Here is an 18,380-nt window from a genome sequence, read left to right on the forward strand (position 1 = left end):
CCAACCAGATCAACAACGTGCTGGTCTTCCCGGGTGTCTTCCGCGGCCTTCTGGACGCGCAGTCCCGCACCGTCGACACCGGCATGATGCTCGCCGCCGCCAGGGCCCTCGCCGACGTCGTCACCGAAGACGAACTCAACGCGAACTACATCATCCCCAGCGTCTTCAACCCGGGCGCCACGGAGTCCGTCGCGGCCGCCGTGAAGCGCGCGGCCCTGGCGCTCCGTCAGGCCGAGTAAGCAGAGCAGGAACAGGAAGACGAAAGGGGCCCGCCGGCCGGCGGGCCCCTTCGTTGTCGTTCAGCAGACGGGCTCCGCCTCCCCGTCCACCGCCTTCGCGCGGGCGAACTGCGTGCGGTGCAGCTCCTCGTAGCGTCCGCCCGCGGCCAGCAGCTCGCTGTGGGTGCCGCGTTCGACGATCCGGCCGTCCTCGACGACGAGGATGAGGTCGGCGGCCCGCACCGTGGACAGCCGGTGGGCGATCACCACGGCCGTGCGGCCCTCCAGGGCTTCGGCCAGCGCCTCCTGGACCGCGGCCTCGGACGTCGAGTCGAGGTGGGCGGTCGCCTCGTCCAGGATGACGACGCGCTGGCGGGCCAGCAGCAGGCGGGCGATGGTCAGCCGCTGCCGCTCGCCGCCGGAGAGCCGGTAGCCGCGCTCGCCGACGACCGTGTCCAGCCCGTCGGGCAGGGCGGCCACCAGGCCGTCGAGCCGGGAGCGCCGCAGCGCGTCCCAGATCTCCTCCTCGGCGGCGTCCGGCCGGGCGATGAGGAGGTTGGCGCGGACCGTGTCGTGGAAGAGGTGCCCGTCCTGGGTGACCATGCCGAGGGTCTCGCGGATGGAGTCCGCGCTCAGGTCGCGCACGTCGATGCCGCCGAGGCGCACGGTTCCGGCGTCCGCGTCGTACAGCCGCGGCAGCAGCTGGGCGATGGTCGACTTCCCCGCGCCGGAGGAGCCCACGAGGGCGACCATGCGGCCGGGTTCGGCGCGGAAGGAGACGCCGTGCAGGACCTCGGCGCCACCGCGCGTGTCCAGGCCTGCGACCTCCTCCAGGGAGGCGAGTGAGACCTTGTCGGCGGACGGGTAGCCGAACCGTACGCCGTCGAACTCGACGGAGACCGGCCCGTCCGGCACCTTCCGTGCGCCCGGCTTCTCGGCGATCAGCGGTTCGAGGTCGAGGACCTCGAAGACGCGCTCGAAACTGACGAGGGCGCTCATCACCTCGACACGGGCACCGGCCAGAGCGGTGAGCGGGGCGTAGAGGCGGGTGAGGAGGAGGGCGAGCGCGACGACGGCTCCCGGCTCCAGCCGGCCGTGCAGCGCGTAGAAGCCGCCGAGACCGTAGACGAGGGCCAGGGCCAGCGCGGAGACGAGAGTGAGGGCCGTGATGAACGCCGACTGCGCCATGGCGGTGCGGACGCCGATGTCCCGCACCGCGCGGGCGCGGGCCGCGAACTCGGTGGACTCGTCCGCGGGCCGGCCGAACAGCTTGACGAGGGTGGCGCCCGGCGCGGAGAACCGCTCGGTCATCCGGCTGCTCATCGCGGCGTTGTGCGCGGCCGCCTCGCGCTGGAGCCCGGCCATGCGCGTGCCCATCCGGCGGGCGGGCACGACGAACACGGGCAGCAGGACGAGGGCGAGCAGCGTGATCTGCCAGGAGATGCTGAGCATCACTCCGAGCGTCAGGACGAGAGTGACGAAGTTGGAGGCGACGCCGGACAGGGTGTTGCTGAAGGCCCGCTGGGCGCCGATGACGTCGTTGTTGAGGCGGCTGACGAGCGCGCCCGTGCGGGTGCGGGTGAAGAAGGCGACCGGCATCCGCTGGACGTGGTCGAAGACCGCGGTCCGCAGGTCGAGGATGAGCCCTTCGCCGAGGGTCGCCGACAGCCAGCGGGTGAGGATGCCCAGGCCCGCCTCCGCGACGGCAAGCACGGCGATGAGCAGCGCGAGCCGGACGACGGTACCGGTGTCGTCACCGTGCACGATGGCACCGACGACGCGCCCGGCCAGGATCGGCGTGGCCACCGCGAGCAGCGCCATGGCCACGCTCAGCAGCAGGAACTGCCCCAGCCTGCGCCGGTGCGGCCGCGCGAAGGCGGCGATGCGGCGCAGGGTGGCCCGCGAGAAGGGCCGCCGGCCCTGTTCGGCGTTCATCGCGCTGTGCAGCGATTGCCACGCCGTGACTTCCATGCTCATGGGGCTCTCCTCGGGAGATGTCGTGACACCCGCACGCTAGAAGCTCAACCATGCTTGAGGTCAAGCATGGCACCCGACGGCATCCCCCCGCCCCGCGCTTCCTCTCACGTCCTCACGCTCTCACGTCCTCGCACTCTCACTCCCTCACGCCGGTTCCGCCCCGTGCCACACCGTCGTCACGTTGCAGAATTCCTTGATGCCGTGGCCCGAGAGCTCGCGTCCGTATCCCGAACGCTTGACGCCGCCGAACGGCAATGCGGGGTGCGAGGCGGTCATGCCGTTGAAGAAGACGCCCCCGGCCTCGATGTCCCGCGCGAAACGTTCCTGTTCCGCCGCGTCCGTGGTCCACACGTTCGAACTCAGTCCGAAGGGCGTGTCGTTGGCCAGCTCGACGGCCTCGTCGAGGCCGCCCACGCGGTAGACGGTCGCCACGGGGCCGAACGCCTCTTCGCGGTGGATGCGCATGTCGGGGGTGATGCCGGTGAGGACCGTCGGCTCGTAGAACCAGCCCTGCGGCAGGTCCTTCGGCCGCTGCCCGCCGCACAGGGCCGTCGCTCCCCGCCGTACGGCGTCGTCCACGAGCTCCTCCAGGTCGGCGCGTCCCTGTTCGCTGGCCAGGGGGCCGACGTCGGTGGAGCCGGCCATGGGGTCGCCGACGGCGAGCCCGGCCATGCGGGCGGTGAAGCGTTCGACGAAGGCGTCGTGGACGTCCGCGTGGACGATGAAGCGCTTGGCGGCGATGCAGGACTGGCCGTTGTTCTGGACGCGGGCGGTGACCGCGGTCCGCACGGCGCGTTCGAGGTCGGCGGACGGCATCACCACGAACGGGTCGCTGCCGCCCAGTTCGAGGACGGTCTTCTTCACCTCGTCGCCGGCGATCGCGGCGACCGACCGGCCGGCGGGCTCGCTGCCGGTGAGGGTCGCCGCGGCGACCCTGGGGTCGCGGAGGATGCCCTCGACGGCCCGCGAGCCGATGAGCAGGGTCTGGAAGCAGCCCTCGGGGAAGCCGGCGCGGCGGAAGAGGTCGCCCAGGTAGAGCGCGGTCTGCGGCACGTTCGAGGCGTGCTTGAGCAGCCCGGCGTTGCCCGCCATGAGGGCGGGGGCCGCGAAGCGGACGACCTGCCAGAGGGGGAAGTTCCACGGCATGACGGCGAGGACCACGCCCAGCGGCCGGTAGCGGACGCGGGCGAGCGCGGCCCCGGAGTCGGCGACCTCGGCCTGCGGCGGGTGCTCGTCGGCCAGCAGCTCCGCGGCGTGCGCGGCGTACCAGCGCATGGCCTTGACGCACTTGGCCGCCTCCGCGCGGGCGGCGGCCAGCGGCTTGCCCATCTCGGTGGTCATCGTGCGGGCGATGTCCTCCTGGTCCTCCTCCAGGAGGTCCGCGGCCCGGTTGAGCAGGCGGGCCCGTTCGGCGAGGTCCGTGGTGCGGTAGTGCCGGAACGCCGACGCCGCGGCGGCCAGGCGCCGCTCGATCTCCTCGGCTCCCAGCTCCTCGAACGTCCTGAGCGTCTCGCCGTTCGCGGGGTTCACCGTTGCGATGGGCATGGGGTGCCCTCCTCATGCTCGATGCCTCGACCTGTGTGCGCCTCTCGGGGACCGGCCCCGTCCGTCCTGTACCACGCCGCGCACGAGTCAACCCGGCGGCAGGAGCCTTTGACCCGTCCGGTGCGGGCCCGCTCAGGGGTACGGGGGCGGGCGGCGATCGGCGGCGCGGGGCGTGCGCGGGTCAGTGGTACGGGCTCCGGTCAGCGGTACGGGCGCGCGCCGGGGCGGGCCTCACCCCGTACGGTGGTCCGCGGCGTCGTCCGTGGCGCGCGGCTGGCCGGGCAGCATCCGCACCGCGTCCTGCGCCGCAGCGCCCTCGGCGCCGGCGTCCGCCGCGCTCCCCGCCTCCCCCGCCGGGTACGGGCACGGCAGCAGCCGCGTGCGGTAGAGCCAGGCCACGGCGCTCCCCGACGCCAGCCCGAAGAAGAGGCAGGACACCCACGGCAGCCAGGCCCGCCCGGTGCGCTCGCCGACGTCCATCACCCAGCCGATCACGGCGTTCCCGCCGGCCGCCGTCGCCCCGGACAGCACGTAGAAGAGGCCGAAGTACGTACCGGTCAGCCGCTCACTGCCGAACCGCGGGATCAGCCCCAGGACCGGCGGATAGGCGACCATGCCGCCGAAGTACAGCAGCAGCGAGGCGGAGATCATGACGAGGAGCCGCGGCACCACGTCCCCGGCGCCCGTCGGCGGCGACGCGTCGCACACGAGCAGCGGCGGCACGAAGCCGAGCCCTATGACGGCGATGCCGGCCCCCACCCAGCGCATGCCGCCCCCGCGCTGCTCCAGGCTCCGGGTGATCCGGAACTGGAACAGCAGGTTGGCGACCGCCCCGGCGCTGAGCAGCAGGGCCTCGGCCCCGCTCCAGCCCGACGCCTGCTGCGCGCCGTCGGGCAGCAGCATGTACAGCTGGTTCTCCATGATGAACATGCCGGTGGTGGCGAAGGCGAAGCACAGGAAGCGGCGGTTGCCGAGCACCTCCCGCAGCTCCCGCACGATGGGCTCGTGGCCGGAGGTGACCTCGCGCGCCGGGAGCGCGAACGCCTGGGCGACGGTCAGCACGGCGAAGAGGCCGGCCGCCGTGAGGGCGCAGATCCGGAAGTCGGTCAGGTAGAGCACGCTGCCGGCGAGCAGCCCGACGAGCGAGCCGATCGTGGCGAAGACATTGAGCAGGGCGAACGCCTCGGCCTTGCGCTCGCCCGACTCGTGGGAGACGTAGGAGCGCACGGCCGGGTAGAAGAGCGCGGCGGCGAGCCCGCTGATTCCGGAGGCGGCGAGCAGCAGGGGCAGCGAGTTGCCGAACGAGAAGAGCGTGAAGCCCACGGTCCGCAGGGCGCATCCGGCGATGATGACGACGCGGGGGCCGAGCCGGTCGGCCGCGGTGCCGCCGATGATGTACATGCCCTGCTGGCTGAGGTTGCGCACTCCGAGGACCAGCCCGACGACGGCCGCGGACATTCCGAGATCATGCCCGATATAGGTCGCCAGAAACGGAATCAGCAGATAGAAACCGGCATCGATGCCGCACTGGTTGATGAATAGCAATCGCAATGCGAGAGGGCACTCGCGGACCGCCCGAAGAGTTCTCATGCGCGTCCCTGCAGTCAGCCCGAGCGAGGGGACATCTTGGGCCCCGGCCCCGGTCAGGGGCCGGGGTTCCCCGGCGATTGGGTCGACTCCGCCCCGCAGCTCCCGGCCGCGCTCGGAAGGGTACTCAGCGGATACGTTAGCAAAGCCGACGTCCTATCAACAGGGTGAGATTCCGGGCATGAGCGGCTCCTGGAGTAAACCGGCACAAGGGAATTGCGCCCCGCCTCTCTCTTCGAGAGCTGGAACTCGCGTGCCCCGTTATTGCGTTCACGCGGCGGTGCGGAGTGTGATGCGGTGCGATGCGATGTGATGGGGCGCGATGCGATGTGATGCGGCCCGCCGCGGGGTCGCCGGCCGTGCGGCGCCGAGGGGCCGGACGGCGTTCCCCCGGAAGGGTGAAAACCGCGACTGAATTCCCGCCAACAGAACATGGATTCTCCGCCGAATCCATTCTTCAGACCACCGCCCGCCCGAAGATGCCGAAAGGCCCGCGGGCCGCGGGCGACTTCGCGACGATGGCCGTATGAACGACCGGAACTTCTTGGAGCGCACCAAGCAGTTCGCGCTCTACCTGGCCGAGCTCCAGACGGTCCTCGACCCGGAGTCCTACGCGTTACTGCTGCGGATCCTCAAGGGCTTCAACGAGGCGATCGTGCACCGGGAGAGCGGGATCGACATTCCCTTCTCGCCACGCGAAAAGGAGTTGTTCACACCTGAGTTCGGCCGGGTGCTCACCAGACTCGCCGGCTTTCTCGGGCCGCACGGCATGCACGTCGTCGTCGGCACCCACGGCTCTCCCCCGCCGGCCGCCGAGCACGACCGGAGCGAGGTCGACGCCATCGCCCGGGCGAGCGGCATGAACCCGTAACGGCCCCGCGGATCGTCTACAGTCGCGTCCACTTCCGCAGTCCGCAGTTCCCTTTCCGTAGTCACCCTTCCCGTAGTCACACTGCCCGCGGTCCCACTTCCCGCGGTCCCCCGCGTACGCCGTCGCATCAGGGAGGCCACGCCTCGTGCCTGCTCAGTCCGCCGCCGCCCTGGCGGTCAATCCGCTCGACGCCTCCTCGCTGCTTTCCGCGTTCGGCGCGCTCGGCATCGCCGCGGTGATGTTCGCCGAGACCGGCCTGCTGATCGGCTTCTTCCTGCCGGGCGACTCCCTGCTGTTCACCGCCGGCCTGCTGGCCCGCAGCGGGGCCCACTCCGGGCCGCACCTGGACCTCGTGCAGGTCCTGGCCGCGTCCGTGGCCGGCGCCCTGGCCGGCGCCCAGGTCGGCTACGTCCTCGGGCGGCGCGGCGGGCGGGCGCTGCTGACCCGCTCCCGCAGCCGCAAGCTGCACGAGGGCGCCGAGCGCGCCGAGGAGCTGCTCGGCCGCTACGGGCACGCCCGCGCCATCGTGCTGGCCCGCTTCGTCCCGGTGGTGCGCACGGTCCTCAACCCCCTCGCCGGGGCCCTGGGCGTCCCGGCGCGCACCTTCGCGCTCTGGCAGGTGGCCGGCGGCCTGGTGTGGACGGTGGGCCTCGTCCTCGCCGGCTACGGGCTGGGCTCGGCCGTGCCGAACGTGGACCGCTATCTGCTGCCCGTCGTGGGCGCCGTCGTCGCCCTGTCCCTGCTGCCGGTCGCCCTCGAAGTGCTGCGCAGCCGCAAGCGCCCCGCCGCGTCCGTCACGCCGGAGACGCGTCCCGAGGAGCCTCACCCTGCGGAGCCCTGTTCTCCGGAGGGCCGTCCTGCTCCTGCGCCCAGCGCCGGGCAAGAGCCGTGAAGGCCCGTGCCGCCGCGCTCTGGTAGGCGGCTTCGCGGCGCAGCAGCGTGACGGTGCGTGAGGGGAGCGGCGGATCGACCGGTACGGGGTGCAGGTGCGCCGGTCCGCGCGTGATGGCGTCGGGCAGCACGGTGGCGAGGGCGCCCCGGCCGACGATCTCGGTGAGCGCGTTGATGGAGTTGGCCTCGACGGCGATGCGCGGCGTGATGCCGTGCCCGGAGAGGTAGTCGTCGATGTGACGGCGCGTCGCGAAGTCGCCGCTGAGCAGGGCGAGCGGCTGGCCGGCCAGTTCCGCGGCCGGCAGCGCGGTGGTGCGGCCCGCGCAGGCGTGGCCGGCCCCTACGACGAGGCCGAGCGTCTCGGTGAACAGGCCGGTACCGGCGATCCCCGGCAGGTGCGTACCGCTGAAGGCGATGCCCAGGTCCAGTTCGTCGGACAGGAGGGCGGATTCGATGCGGTCCTGCGGCAGCTCGCGCAGGTCGATGTCGATCCCGGCGTGCCGGGCGTGGAAGTCCGCCACGAGCGGCCCGACCAGGTACGCGGTGAACGTCGGCGTCACGGCCAGCCGCAGGGTCCCGCGCGTGAGGTCCTGTACGTCCAGCACGGCGCGCTCCGCCGCCGCGAGGTCTTGCAGGGCGCGCCGGGCGTGGCGCGCGTACACTTCGCCCGCGTCGGTGAGGCGCACGGTGCGCCCGGAGCGGTCGAGCAGCTGGACCCGTACGGACCGCTCCAGCTGCTTGATCTGCTGTGACAGCGTCGGCTGCGAGATGTGCAGGGCCTCCGCGGCGCGGGTGAAGTTCGCGTGCTCGGCGACGGCGAGCAGATAGCGGAGGTGGCGCAGTTCCATGCGGGCAACTATAGGCAGCCATAGACCGCGTCGATGGCTGCCCCGGGATACGCCCGCAGCCGCCTATGCACGGGGCCCGGCGGTCAGCTCTGCCCGATGCCCTCGAACCAGGTGGCGCCGCCCTCCACGGCGTGCTTGATGCGCCGGACCGCGAACTCCTGGAGCGGCGGCAGGGCGTCCGGCTCGAACCAGCCGACTTCCAGGGACTCGTCGTCGTTGACGCGCGCCTCGCCGCCCACGGCCCGGCACAGGAAGCAGACGTCCATGTACTGGCACTGGTCGCCGTTGGGGTAGGTGACGGGGGCGAGCGCCTCGACCACCAGGACGCTCTCCGCCACGCAGTGGACGGCGGTCTCCTCGTACACCTCGCGCACGATGGCGGAGGCGGGCTGCTCGCCGGGGTCGGGGATGCCGCCGATGATCGCCCACTCGCCGCTGTCCGAGCGGCGGCCGAGGAGCACGCGGCCCTCGGCGTCGAGGACGACGGCGCTCACGCCGGGGATCCACAGGAGCTGCTGGCCCGCGGTCGCGCGGAGGTCTCGGATGAAATCGGGGGTGGGCATGGCTGGAGCCTAGTGGTCCGGGAGGGGTGGGCGTTCACCCAGGTGGCGGCAGGGGCGGTGGGAAAGGCCCAGGTCAGGCCGGGGCCTTGCGGCCGGGGGCGAGCCGCAGGGCCCGGCGGATCACCCGTACGGCGGATTCCGCGTCGTCGACGGTGACCGTGAAGGTGCGGCCGTCGCCGAGGCGGAGCACGAAGCCCTCGCCGCGGCGCACGACGACGGCGGTGCCCTTCTCGGGCCGCCACCGGTAGCCCCAGCCGCCCCACTGGCGCGGCGTGACGCGCGGGGCGAAGTCCGCGTCGACCACGTGGGACAGCGGGATGCGGGTGCGCGGCACGCCGATGTGCCCGCAGCGCACCTCCAGCGCCTCCATGTCGACCCGTACGGCCACATGGACGAACGCGAGGGTGCCGTAGAGCATCAGCAGCCCGGCCGCGACGCAGCCGACGACCGCCATGACGAGAGGGGCCAGACCTGAGGTCCATGCGCTGTCGACGGCCAGTTCGACGCCGAGTGCCAGGCAGGCGGCGCCGGCCGCGGCAAGCAGCCACTGGACGCGGTTGGTCGCGCGACCGGTCCAGACGGCGAGGTCCGCGGCGCCGTCGGCCGGGGAAGGGGGTCCGGCCGCGCCCGTGTTCTCGTCGTCCTCGTGGCCCTGCGGGCCCTTGGAATGGTCCCTCATACCAGGCAGCCTACTCACCTTCCGCCACCACGGCAGGGGTGATGCAGGGACCGCACCGGAACGGGTGGCCGGAAAGGACCGCGGCCTCCTCAGGGGCGTACGGCGGCGGCCTCGCCGAGGGAGCGGCCCTCGGGGTAGGTCAGGGAGGCCGGGTCGATGCTGCCCTCACGGCCGCTGAGCAGCACCGTCAGGCGCCCGGACGGCGCGGCGTCGGGGGCGGGGGCGGCGCCGATGCGGCGCAGCGTCTGGGCGGCGACGGCCTCCGCCGAGCCGTACAGGGTCAGGCGCGGCACCGCCGGTGACAGCAGGGGCTGGACCGCCGCGCGGATACGCTCCGCAACGAGCTCGTAATGGGTGCAGCCCAGGACGACGTTCCTTACATTGCGGGGCGTGAGGGCGGCCGCGGCGGCGACCGCGGCGTTCACGGCCGCGGAGTCGGCGTACTGGACGGCGTCCGCGAGGCCGGGGCAGGGCACCTCGGTGACCTCGACGCCGGCCGCGAAGTCGCGGATCAGGCCGCGCTGGTACGGGCTGCCGGTGGTGCCCGGCGTGGCCCAGATGGCGACGGGGCCGCCCGCGGCCGCGGCGGGCTTGATCGCGGGCACGGTGCCGATCACCGGAATCGCCGGTTCCAGCTCCGCCCTTATCGCCGCGAGCGCGTGCACGGACGCCGTGTTGCAGGCGACGATCAGCGCGTCGGGGGCGAGGGCGGCCGCGGACCGGGCGCAGTCCAGGGCGTGCGCGATGATGTCCTCGGGCGTACGGGGGCCCCACGGCATGCCGTCGGGGTCGGAGGAGAGGACCAGATCCGCGTCCGGTCGCAGCCGGTGCACGGCGGCGGCCGCCGCGAGCAGCCCGTTGCCGGAGTCCATGAGCGCGATCTTCACCCGGTCACTCTAATGGATGGGCGGAAACGGCGGCCCAGGCGGGCGGGCGCGTTCGCTCCGCTTCTTGCGAAGACGCCGGTTTCTTGTGAAGACCCCGATCAGCCGCTTCTTGCCAAGACCCCCGATCAGCCGCCCTTCGTGCGGCAGACTGCGACGGGTGAGCGCGCTGACTTGGATCACTGCCGGTTCCCTGGCCGCGTGGCTGTGGCTGCTGCTGTGCCAGGGCTTCTTCTGGCGTACGGACGTGCGGCTGCCCGAGCGCACGCCGCCCGCGGTGTGGCCGCCGGTGGCGATCGTCGTCCCGGCCCGCGACGAGGCGGAGGTGCTGCCGTCGAGTCTGCCGTCCCTGCTCGCCCAGGACTACCCGGGGCGGGCGGAGGTCTTCCTCGTGGACGACGGAAGCTCCGACGGCACCGGGGAGCTGGCCCGGGCCCTGGCGGCCGAGCGGGGCGGGCTGCCGCTGACCGTCGACTCCCCCGGCGAGCCCGGGCCGGGGTGGACGGGCAAGCTGTGGGCCGTGCGGCACGGCATGGCGCTCGCCCGGGCCCGCACCGACGCCACGTACCTGCTGCTCACCGACGCCGACATCGCCCACGCGCCGGACAGCCTGCGCGAGCTCGTCGCGGCGGCGGAGTCGGGCGGCCTGGACCTCGTGTCGCAGATGGCCCGGCTGCGCGTGGCCACCGTGTGGGAGCGGCTGATCGTCCCCGCCTTCGTCTACTTCTTCGCGCAGCTGTACCCGTTCCGCCGGATCAACCGGCCGGGCGCGCGGACCACGGCCGCCGCGGGCGGCTGCGTCCTCCTGCGGAGCGACGCCGCCGAGCGGGCGGGCGTCCCGGACAGCATCCGGCAGGCCGTGATCGACGACGTGACGCTCTCCCGGGCGGTGCGGCGCACGGGCGGCCGGATCTGGCTGGGTCTCGCGGACCGGGTGGACAGCGTCCGGCCGTATCCGGGCCTGGGCGAGCTGTGGCGGATGGTCTCGCGCAGCGCGTACGCCCAGCTTCGCCACAACCCGCTGCTCCTGGCCGGGACGGTCGCCGGGCTGGCGGTGGTCTACCTGGCACCGCCGGTCGCCGTGGTGGCGGGCGCCCTGACCGGCGACACCGTCGCGCTGATCGCCGGGGCCGCCGCCTGGGCGGTGATGACCGGGACGTACATGCCGATGCTGCGCTACTACCGGCAGCCGCTCCTCCTGGCCCCGCTGCTGCCGTTCACCGCGCTGCTCTACTTGCTGATGACCGTGGACTCGGCGGTCCAGCACTACCGGGGCCGGGGCGCGGCCTGGAAGGGGCGGACGTACGCCCGCCCCGAGGCCGCGCCCTGAGCGGCCCGGCCCGTCACTTGCGGCCCGGCGTCCAGTTCATGCCCCAGCCGTAGGCGCGGTCGAGGGTGCGCTGCGGGCTGACGCCGCGGTCGGGCACGAGGTAGCGGGCCTCGCGCTGGACGACGAGGTCGCCGCCGTTGTTGGTGATGAGGGCCAGCGCGCAGACGTTGGAGAGCACGGTGCACTCGTCGAGCGAGAAGTCGACGGGCGCGCCGTGCTGCGGCTGGAGCGTGACCGTGGCGTGCAGACCGGCGAAGCTCCGGGCGCCCTCGTAGATCGTCACGAAGACGAGGATGCGCCGGAAGTCGTTGATGTGGTCCAGGTTGACCGTGAGGTTCTCGCCGGCCGCCACCGCGCCCGTGCGGTCGTCGCCGTCGAGGTGGATGAACGGCGGCCGGTTCAGGGAGCCGAAGGAGTTGCCCAGCGCCTGCACCACGCCCTTGGTGCCGTCGCGCAGCTCGAAGAGGCAGCCGAGGTCGAGGTCCAGGTCGGAGTGCATGGCCATGGCCTTGCCGAACTTGTTGCCCCATCCCTTGAACGACTTGCGCACCTCCCAGTTGAGGTTGACGCGCAGCGCTCCGGACGTGCCGCCCTGCTTGGTCAGGGAGACGGTGGGCGACTCCTTGGTGAGCGTGACCTTCGTCAGGCGCACGGGCTGGGGCGCGGGCGGCGCGGCGGGCGGGGGCGGGGCGACCGGCCGCACGGGCGGGGCCGCGGGGGCCTGGGCGGGCGGGGCCGGTATGGCGGCGGCTGGAGCCGAGGCGGGGGGCGCGGCCGGGACGGAGGCCGGCTGCGGTTCGTCCACGGTGATGCCGAAGTCGGTCGCCAGGCCCTCCAGGCCGCTGCTGTAGCCCTGGCCCACCGCCCGGAACTTCCACTCGCCCTGGCGGCGGTAGAGCTCGCCGAGGACGAACGCCGTCTCTACGGTGGCGTCCGTGCTGTCGTAACGCGCGAGCTCCGCGCCGCCGGCCGCGTCGGTGACGCGGATGTACAGCCCCGGCACCTGCCCGAAGCTCCCGCCGTCGGCCGAGGCGGCCAGCACCACGGTCTCGACGGACGGCTCCACCGCGGCGAGGTCCACGGTGAGGGCGTCGGTCGTCGTGCCGGCGCCGGACGGCCGCTTCCCCTCGTGGCGCACCGCGCCCGAGGGGTGCACGGCCTGGTTGTAGAAGACGAAATCCGCGTCCGAGCGGACTCTGCCGCCGGCAAGCAGCAGGGCGGAGGCGTCGACGTCCGGCACCCCGGGGGCCGTGTTCCAGCCCAGCTCGACCCGCACCGCCGGCGCCGGAATCCGGACGTTGGCACCCTTCAGCATCCCCATGCTCCACCCCTAATGGACGGTCTCTTGCTTGAGGGGACAACGTATCGCGACTGTTTTTTGTCCCTGCTTGGCAGGGATTGGGGACGTGCGGACCTTGTGCCGGTACGGGCTTTGTGCCGGTACGGGTCCGGTGTCAATGCGGGCCTGGTGTCAGTACGAGCCGCCCGTGGCCTTGGGCGGCTCCGCGGGCGGGGGCGGGGCGTGGGTGTCCGGCGGGGGCGGCTTGGGCTTGGCCGCCGTGGGAGCCGCCGGATGGCCCTCGGTGGGCGGCACGGGCTTCGCGCCTGTGGGCGTCACCGGCTTCACGGGCTTCTCCGTGACCGGCTTCTCGGTGACCGGCTTCTGTGTGGCGGGCTTCTCGGTGGCGGGCTTCTCCGTGACCGGCGGTGCGACGGGCCGGGACGCCGTGGGCTTGGGGGCCTGCGTGCTCGCCCGGGGCGGGGTGGTGTGCGGAGTGCCGGGCGCGGTGCTGCCGTGCGACGGCTTCTGGGACGACACGCCCGGTCGCGGTGACATGGGGGGCGCCGTAGACGGCCGTACGCCCTGGGCCGAGGAGCGGTCTGACGGCCGGCCGGAACCACTGGAGGAGGATCCCGGTCCGGACGAGCCGGACCCCGACGAGCCGGATCCGGACGAGCTTGATCCTGACGAACCGGACGACGGTTCAGAGGACTTGTCCTTCGGCGGCTTCGAGGACGACTCACCGCCGCTCGGGCCCGAGGAGCCCGAGCCCGCGGAACCCGAGGATCCCGATGAACCCGGGGAACCCGGAGAGCCCGGAGGCGACTTCGGCGGATCCCAGTGGAAGGGCTTGCTGTCCTTGCTCCCGTCGCTGCCCACGCCGCGGTCGAAGGCCTTGTCCCCCTGGAAGGGGTCGACGAGGGGGATCTGTTTGACCGGACCCTGTTCCTTCGTACGGGCCTTGATGACGGTCACCTCCGTAGCGGTGAACGTCTCCCAGCGGGTCCCCGTGTAACTCGCCGCCTTCGTATCGACGTTGCTGTCCGGTTCCATGAGCGGGTTGCCGCAGTTGCATTTGACGGCGGGCCCCGTGTAGTTGTCCACGAGGACGAGCACGCCCTTCTGGAGCACCGACAGGTATTCGCTGGCCTCGCCGTCGCGGAAGTCGTGGTTCTTAACGAGCGTGTCGAACTCCAGGATCGTCTCGGTGAGGCCGTTGATGTACTCGCCGATCCTGCCCTCGTCGATGTTCTTCACCGCGGCCCACGCCCTGGCCTTCTCGGGGTCCTCGGTGAGCTGCTTGATCAGTGAGGCCTTGTCGCAGCGCGTGGCGCCCTGCACCCCTCCGAACGCGCCCCGGGCGTCCCCCGCCCGCTGCCCGCCGCCGCGCGTGGCGGAGCTGACGCCGCGGAGGTCGGTGTCCGGGTGCTCCACGAAGGGGAACGCCCCGCTCTCCCCCACGGCTTCCAGGACGAGTTGCACGGATTTGCCGCCGGACGACCCGCACCCGGCCAGGGCCGCGCCGCCGATCAGCGCGGGCGCGGCGAGGAGCGCGACGGCCCGGAGCCGGCGGCGCCGCGCGGAGGTTTTCTGCTGTATTTCCCGGAACGGATCGGCCACCAGCCGCATCTTCATCCCCCGATAGCTGGTCGGTTCTTTCCTTCGGCTTCTTCTTTCAATACGTTGCGCATTTGGTCACCCAGCCGCCGTTGCACGTGCCCGGGTTCTTGGTCGGCCCGGTCGTGGGGTAGGTAGGGGCGCTGGGATCGTCCGTGGCGTGCCCGGTCGGGCCGGGCGGGGAGGGGCTGGGGCTGGGTTCCTCCGAGCTCTCGGAGCTGCCGGAGCTGCCGGAATCGTCCGGTTGCACGGTGCCCGTGGAGCCCCCGTCCGGCTGCTGCCCGCCGTCCCCGTTCCCTCCCGCCGACAGCACCCCGGCGACGGTGCCGCCCGCGATGAGGAGCAGCGCCAGCAGCGGTCCCAGGTAGACGGGCCAGCCGCGGCGCGGCGGCGGTGCGCTGCCGGGGGCCGGACCCGGGCTCGGGCTCGGGCCGGGCGGCGGGAACGGGGGCTGCACCGCCCCCTGGGCCGCCATCGGATACCCGTAGGCCGGTCCGGCCGGCGGATACCCGTATGCCTGTCCGGCCGGCCCGGCAGGGCTAGCGACCGCGCCGGACGTGCTCGTCGGCGCCCCGGGCAGTCCACCGGGCGGTCCGGGCGTCGCGCTCGGTGAGGGCAAGGGGGTCGGCGGGGTGGGTGCGGACAGCGCGGTGGGCACGTATCCGCCGGGCTCGGGCCTGCCCCAGTCGGGCTGGGTGAGCGTCTGGCCGGCGGCGACGGCGTCCAGCAGGCGCTGCGCCTCGGTCGAGCCCATGCGGGTCTGCGGGTCCTTGCGCAGGAGGCCTTCGAGGAGCGGGGTGAGCGGCCCGGCGCGGCGCGGCGTGGGCGGGTCGTCCTGGACGACGGCTTGGAGCGTGCTGAGCGGCGAGGTGCGGCGGAAGGGCGAGACGCCCTCGACGGCCGAGTAGAGCGTGGCGCCCAGGGACCACAGGTCGGAGGGGGTGCCGGGCCGTTCGCCGAGGGCGCGCTCAGGCGCCAGGTAGTCGGGCGAGCCGACGAGGTCGCCGGTGCGGGTGAGGGTGCCGGAGCCCTCCACCAGGGCGATGCCGAAGTCGGTCAGGACGACGCGGCCGCCGGGCTCCAGCAGGACGTTCGCGGGCTTGACGTCGCGGTGCAGGACGCCGCAGGAGTGGGCGCTGCGCAGCGCCTGGAGCACCATCGAGCCGACCTTGGCGGCCTCCTTGGGGCTGAGCACGCCTTCGTGCTGGAGGATCTCGGCGAGCGACCGGCCCCGGACGAACTCCATGACGATCCAGGGGCGGCCCTCCTGCTCGACCACGTCGTGGACCGTGATGACGTTGGGGTGGCTGATGCGGGCGGCGGCGCGGGCTTCCTGCTTCAGGCGCGCGTAGAGGGTGCGGACGTCCTGCTCGCGCATGTGGTCGGGGGCCCGGACCTCCTTGGCGGCGACCTCCCGGTCGAGGAGCTCGTCGACAGCGCGCCAGACCACGCCCATGCCGCCGCTGCCCAGCTGGTCGATGAGCCGGTACCGGCCGGCCAGTAACGGATGCCGCTGCTGCTCGCCGTCCACGTTCGTGCGCCCCCTTCCCCGTACGCACGGCGCCCCGGGCCGTGCGCGTTTTCGGGCCACACCGGCTGGGACGAGCCGGGTCCGTGCGGCGTTCCCGGTTCCGCTGCCGTCCGGGGAGGCACCCGGCGCAGCGGGCGGCGCACCGGCGCGGGCTCAGGCGCGCAGGTCCGGGGTGCGGCTCGCTTTGCGCCCGAGCGCGGCCGCCGCGCGGGCGAAGACGACGGCGTCGCGGACGGCCGCCCCGCCGGGGTCGTTGTTGAAGTAGGCGTAGACGTGGGCCCGCGCGGGCCAGGTCTCGGCGATGCGGCCGGCCCAGCTCGCGAGCGCCGTCCGGCCGTAGCGCGGCCAGGGCCGGGCCCGCCCGCCGTGGAAGCGCACGTACCCCCAGGGGGCCGTCCGCCACAGCGGGGTGACGGGCCGTGAGCCGTGGTCGGCCCAGCACAGGGCGGCGCGGTGGCTGCGCAGGACGGCCCGCACCTCGTCGGTCCACCAGGAGTCGTGGCGGGGCTCGACGGCCACGCGGACGCCGTCGGGGAAGCAGCCGAGGGCGGCGTCCAGGAGCGCGGGGTCGGCGCGCAGGGTGGGCGGCAGCTGGAGGAGGACGGGGCCCAGCCGGCCGCCCAGCCCGGCGGCGTGCCGCATGAGCCGCCCGACCGGCTCCTCGGGCTCGCGCAGCCGCTTGATGTGGGTGAGGTAGCGGCTCGCTTTGACGGCCATGACGAAGTCGGCGGGCGTGCGGTCGTGCCAGTCGGCGAAGGTCCCGGTCGGCGGCAGCCGGTAGAAGGCGTTGTTGTTCTCGACCGTCGCGAACCGCCGCGCGTACTCCTCCAGCCACAGGCGCTGCGGGCAGCCGTCCGGGTAGAGGACGCCGCGCCAGTCCTTGTACTGCCAGCCCGAGGTTCCGACGTGCAGAGGCATGCGTGTTCCCTGCCCCGGCCGTGCGGGGGCGTCACGGGCGCCCCGCGAGGAACGCCGGATCGGCGGCGGTGCGCGGGGCCGCGGGTCGCCGGGGACGGGGCGCGCTGCGGTTGACTGGGGGCATGGACGAGGCTGACGAGGCTGCCTGCACCTTCTGTGAGATCGCCGCGGACGGCTCCGCGGGCCACCGGGTCTTCGAGGACGCGACGGCGGTGGCCTTCCTGGACGCCCGGCCGCTCTTCCCGGGCCACGTGCTGGTGGTGCCCCGGCGGCACGCCGAGACGCTCACCGACCTGGCCGCGGACGAGGTGGGGCCGTTCTTCGCCCGGGTGCAGCGGATCGCGGGGGCCGTGGAGCGCGGGATGGGCGCCGCCGGGTCGTTCGTGGCCGCGAACAACCGGGTGAGCCAGTCGGTGCCGCACTTCCACGTGCACGTGGTGCCGCGCAACCGCAAGGACGGGCTGCGGGGCTTCTTCTGGCCGCGGGGGCGCTACGCCTCGGACGAGGAGGCGGCGCGGGTGGCGGCGCGGGTCAGGGCGGCGCTGGAATCCGGGCCCGGGGACGCGGGCCCCGTGCCCTGACGTGGACGACCGGCGGGAATCTGACCATATTGGAGGTATGGCTTCCCTCGTTATCGGAGGCATGGCTTCCCTCGTTCTCCGGAGCGCCGTCCCCGGGAGAAGAGGTGGATCATGAGGTTCCGCGACCGCGTGGACGCCGGGCGCCGCCTGGCCGAGCGGCTGGGCGGGCTGCGCGCCGAGGACCCCGTCGTCCTGGGCCTGCCGCGCGGCGGCGTCCCCGTGGCCTACGAGGTCGCCCGGGCGCTCGGCGCCCCCATGGACGTGGTGCTCGTGCGCAAGCTCGGGGTGCCCTTCCACGAGGAGCTGGGGTTCGGGGCGATCGGCGAGGGCGGGGTACGGGTCGTGCACAGCGACATCGTCCGGATGAGCCGCGTGGAGGAGGACGACCTCGCCGAGGTGCAGCAGCGCGAAGAGGCGAACCTGGCCCGCCAGGCCGAGCGGTTCCGCGGCGGCCGCCCGCGGATCCCCCTGAAGGGCCGCACCGCGATCGTCATCGACGACGGCGTCGCCACCGGCGCCACGGCGTCGGCCGCCTGCCAGGTGGTGCGGGCTCAGGAGGCGGGGCGCGTGGTGCTCGCCGTGCCGGTGGCGGCGCCGGACGCGGCGCAGGCGCTCCGCGCGGAGGCGGACGAGCTGGTCTGCCTCAGTACGCCGCCGGTCTTCTTCGCGGTCGGCGAGTGGTACCAGGACTTCTCCCAGACCCCGGACGAGGAAGTCATCGACCTGCTGGAGCGCAACAGGGCGGCAAGGACGGATCCCGGAGGTGTGCGATGACCACGGAGAAGATCGTCGAGAGCCCCATCGACATGGAGTTCCGCGAGGCCGGCGCGCTGACCCAGGCGGCGGTGCGGCTGCACATGCACGACGGCACGGACTTCACCGCCGTCGGGACGACGAACCGCAATCCCACCGACCCCACCCAGCAGCGCGTCGGCGAGGAGGTCGCGGCGGCCCGGGCGCTGCGCGACCTGTCCGAGCAGCTGCTCGACAAGGCGGGAGTGGACATCGAGGAGGCCACGCACGTCACGACACGGCTGAACCACTGACGGGCCGGGTGC

Annotated in this window: 17 protein-coding genes and 1 pseudogene; 7 read left to right on the top strand and 11 right to left on the bottom strand. The window is 73.3% G+C overall.

Annotated elements, in window-relative coordinates:
* Positions 1-239 (top strand): malic enzyme-like NAD(P)-binding protein (locus D7231_RS25840; protein ID WP_277875643.1); only part of this gene is annotated, 239 nt, incomplete at its 5' end.
* A 60-nt stretch (positions 240-299) separates the two neighbouring features.
* Here the strand turns inward: D7231_RS25840 and D7231_RS25845 are convergent.
* The 3 genes from D7231_RS25845 to D7231_RS25855 all read right to left on the bottom strand — a co-directional run bounded on the left by D7231_RS25845 (position 300) and on the right by D7231_RS25855 (position 5,330).
* Entirely contained in the window at positions 300-2,195 is a 1,896-nt protein-coding gene (locus D7231_RS25845; RefSeq protein ID WP_120757948.1) for an ABC transporter ATP-binding protein, read from the bottom strand.
* A 144-nt stretch (positions 2,196-2,339) separates the two neighbouring features.
* Positions 2,340-3,740: an NADP-dependent succinic semialdehyde dehydrogenase gene (locus tag D7231_RS25850; protein ID WP_120757949.1), complete on the bottom strand. Its 1,401-nt coding sequence runs from the start codon at positions 3,738-3,740 to the stop codon at positions 2,340-2,342.
* Between the two features lie 231 nt (positions 3,741-3,971).
* Positions 3,972-5,330 (bottom strand): MFS transporter, encoded by a 1,359-nt coding sequence (locus D7231_RS25855; RefSeq protein WP_120757950.1) that lies wholly within the window; start codon positions 5,328-5,330, stop codon positions 3,972-3,974.
* Between the two features lie 523 nt (positions 5,331-5,853).
* On the opposite strand from D7231_RS25855, the gene D7231_RS25860 reads away from it, so the two are divergent.
* A complete protein-coding gene (locus D7231_RS25860) occupies positions 5,854-6,198 on the top strand; it encodes a hypothetical protein (RefSeq protein ID WP_120757951.1) in 345 nt (114 codons plus the stop codon).
* A 145-nt stretch (positions 6,199-6,343) separates the two neighbouring features.
* Positions 6,344-7,090, top strand: a complete 747-nt coding sequence (locus D7231_RS25865; protein WP_241999920.1) for a DedA family protein — start codon at positions 6,344-6,346, stop codon at positions 7,088-7,090.
* Here D7231_RS25865 and cynR read toward each other — a convergent pair.
* From cynR to D7231_RS25885, 4 genes are all read right to left on the bottom strand, one after another.
* Positions 6,993-7,937: a transcriptional regulator CynR gene (gene cynR, locus D7231_RS25870; protein ID WP_120757952.1), complete on the bottom strand. Its 945-nt coding sequence runs from the start codon at positions 7,935-7,937 to the stop codon at positions 6,993-6,995. The two genes, D7231_RS25865 and cynR, sit on opposite strands and share 98 nt — an antisense overlap.
* Positions 7,938-8,020: 83 nt before the next feature.
* Positions 8,021-8,500: an NUDIX hydrolase gene (locus D7231_RS25875; protein ID WP_120757953.1), complete on the bottom strand. Its 480-nt coding sequence runs from the start codon at positions 8,498-8,500 to the stop codon at positions 8,021-8,023.
* 73 nt (positions 8,501-8,573) lie between these two features.
* The gene (locus tag D7231_RS25880) at positions 8,574-9,179 is read right to left on the bottom strand and encodes a hypothetical protein (protein WP_199739459.1); all 606 of its coding nucleotides are present in this window, start codon (positions 9,177-9,179) and stop codon (positions 8,574-8,576) included.
* 89 nt (positions 9,180-9,268) lie between these two features.
* Positions 9,269-10,066 carry a glutamate racemase gene (locus tag D7231_RS25885; protein WP_120757955.1) on the bottom strand — a complete coding sequence of 266 codons (798 nt, stop codon included), beginning with the start codon at positions 10,064-10,066 and terminating at the stop codon, positions 9,269-9,271.
* Between the two features lie 157 nt (positions 10,067-10,223).
* On the opposite strand from D7231_RS25885, the gene D7231_RS25890 reads away from it, so the two are divergent.
* Positions 10,224-11,393 (top strand): glycosyltransferase, encoded by a 1,170-nt coding sequence (locus tag D7231_RS25890; RefSeq protein WP_120757956.1) that lies wholly within the window; start codon positions 10,224-10,226, stop codon positions 11,391-11,393.
* A gap of 13 nt (positions 11,394-11,406) precedes the next feature.
* Here the strand turns inward: D7231_RS25890 and D7231_RS25895 are convergent, their stop codons facing one another.
* The 4 genes from D7231_RS25895 to D7231_RS25910 all read right to left on the bottom strand — a co-directional run bounded on the left by D7231_RS25895 (position 11,407) and on the right by D7231_RS25910 (position 16,741).
* Positions 11,407-12,714 (bottom strand): TerD family protein, encoded by a 1,308-nt coding sequence (locus D7231_RS25895; protein ID WP_120757957.1) that lies wholly within the window; start codon positions 12,712-12,714, stop codon positions 11,407-11,409.
* 150 nt (positions 12,715-12,864) lie between these two features.
* Entirely contained in the window at positions 12,865-14,295 is a 1,431-nt protein-coding gene (locus tag D7231_RS25900; protein WP_147449803.1) for a DUF6777 domain-containing protein, read from the bottom strand.
* 55 nt (positions 14,296-14,350) lie between these two features.
* A complete protein-coding gene (locus tag D7231_RS25905) occupies positions 14,351-15,823 on the bottom strand; it encodes a serine/threonine-protein kinase (protein WP_277875644.1) in 1,473 nt (490 codons plus the stop codon).
* Positions 15,824-15,976: 153 nt separating this feature from the next.
* On the bottom strand, positions 15,977-16,741 hold the full coding sequence (locus tag D7231_RS25910) for a DUF72 domain-containing protein (protein WP_120757959.1): 765 nt from the start codon (positions 16,739-16,741) through the stop codon (positions 15,977-15,979).
* Positions 16,742-16,863: 122 nt separating this feature from the next.
* Here D7231_RS25910 and D7231_RS25915 point away from each other — a divergent pair, with 122 nt between their 5' ends.
* The 3 genes and pseudogenes from D7231_RS25915 to D7231_RS25925 all read left to right on the top strand — a co-directional run bounded on the left by D7231_RS25915 (position 16,864) and on the right by D7231_RS25925 (position 18,368).
* A complete protein-coding gene (locus D7231_RS25915; RefSeq protein ID WP_120757960.1) occupies positions 16,864-17,322 on the top strand; it encodes an HIT family protein in 459 nt (152 codons plus the stop codon).
* 111 nt (positions 17,323-17,433) lie between these two features.
* Positions 17,434-18,075, top strand: a pseudogene (locus D7231_RS25920) (phosphoribosyltransferase); the annotation flags it as partial.
* A gap of 17 nt (positions 18,076-18,092) precedes the next feature.
* Positions 18,093-18,368, top strand: coding sequence for a DUF1876 domain-containing protein (locus tag D7231_RS25925; RefSeq protein WP_120757962.1), 276 nt, complete (start codon positions 18,093-18,095; stop codon positions 18,366-18,368).
* Positions 18,369-18,380: the final 12 nt, after the last annotated feature.

This window comes from Streptomyces klenkii (assembly GCF_003626645.1).
GTDB classification, from domain to species: domain Bacteria; phylum Actinomycetota; class Actinomycetes; order Streptomycetales; family Streptomycetaceae; genus Streptomyces; species Streptomyces klenkii.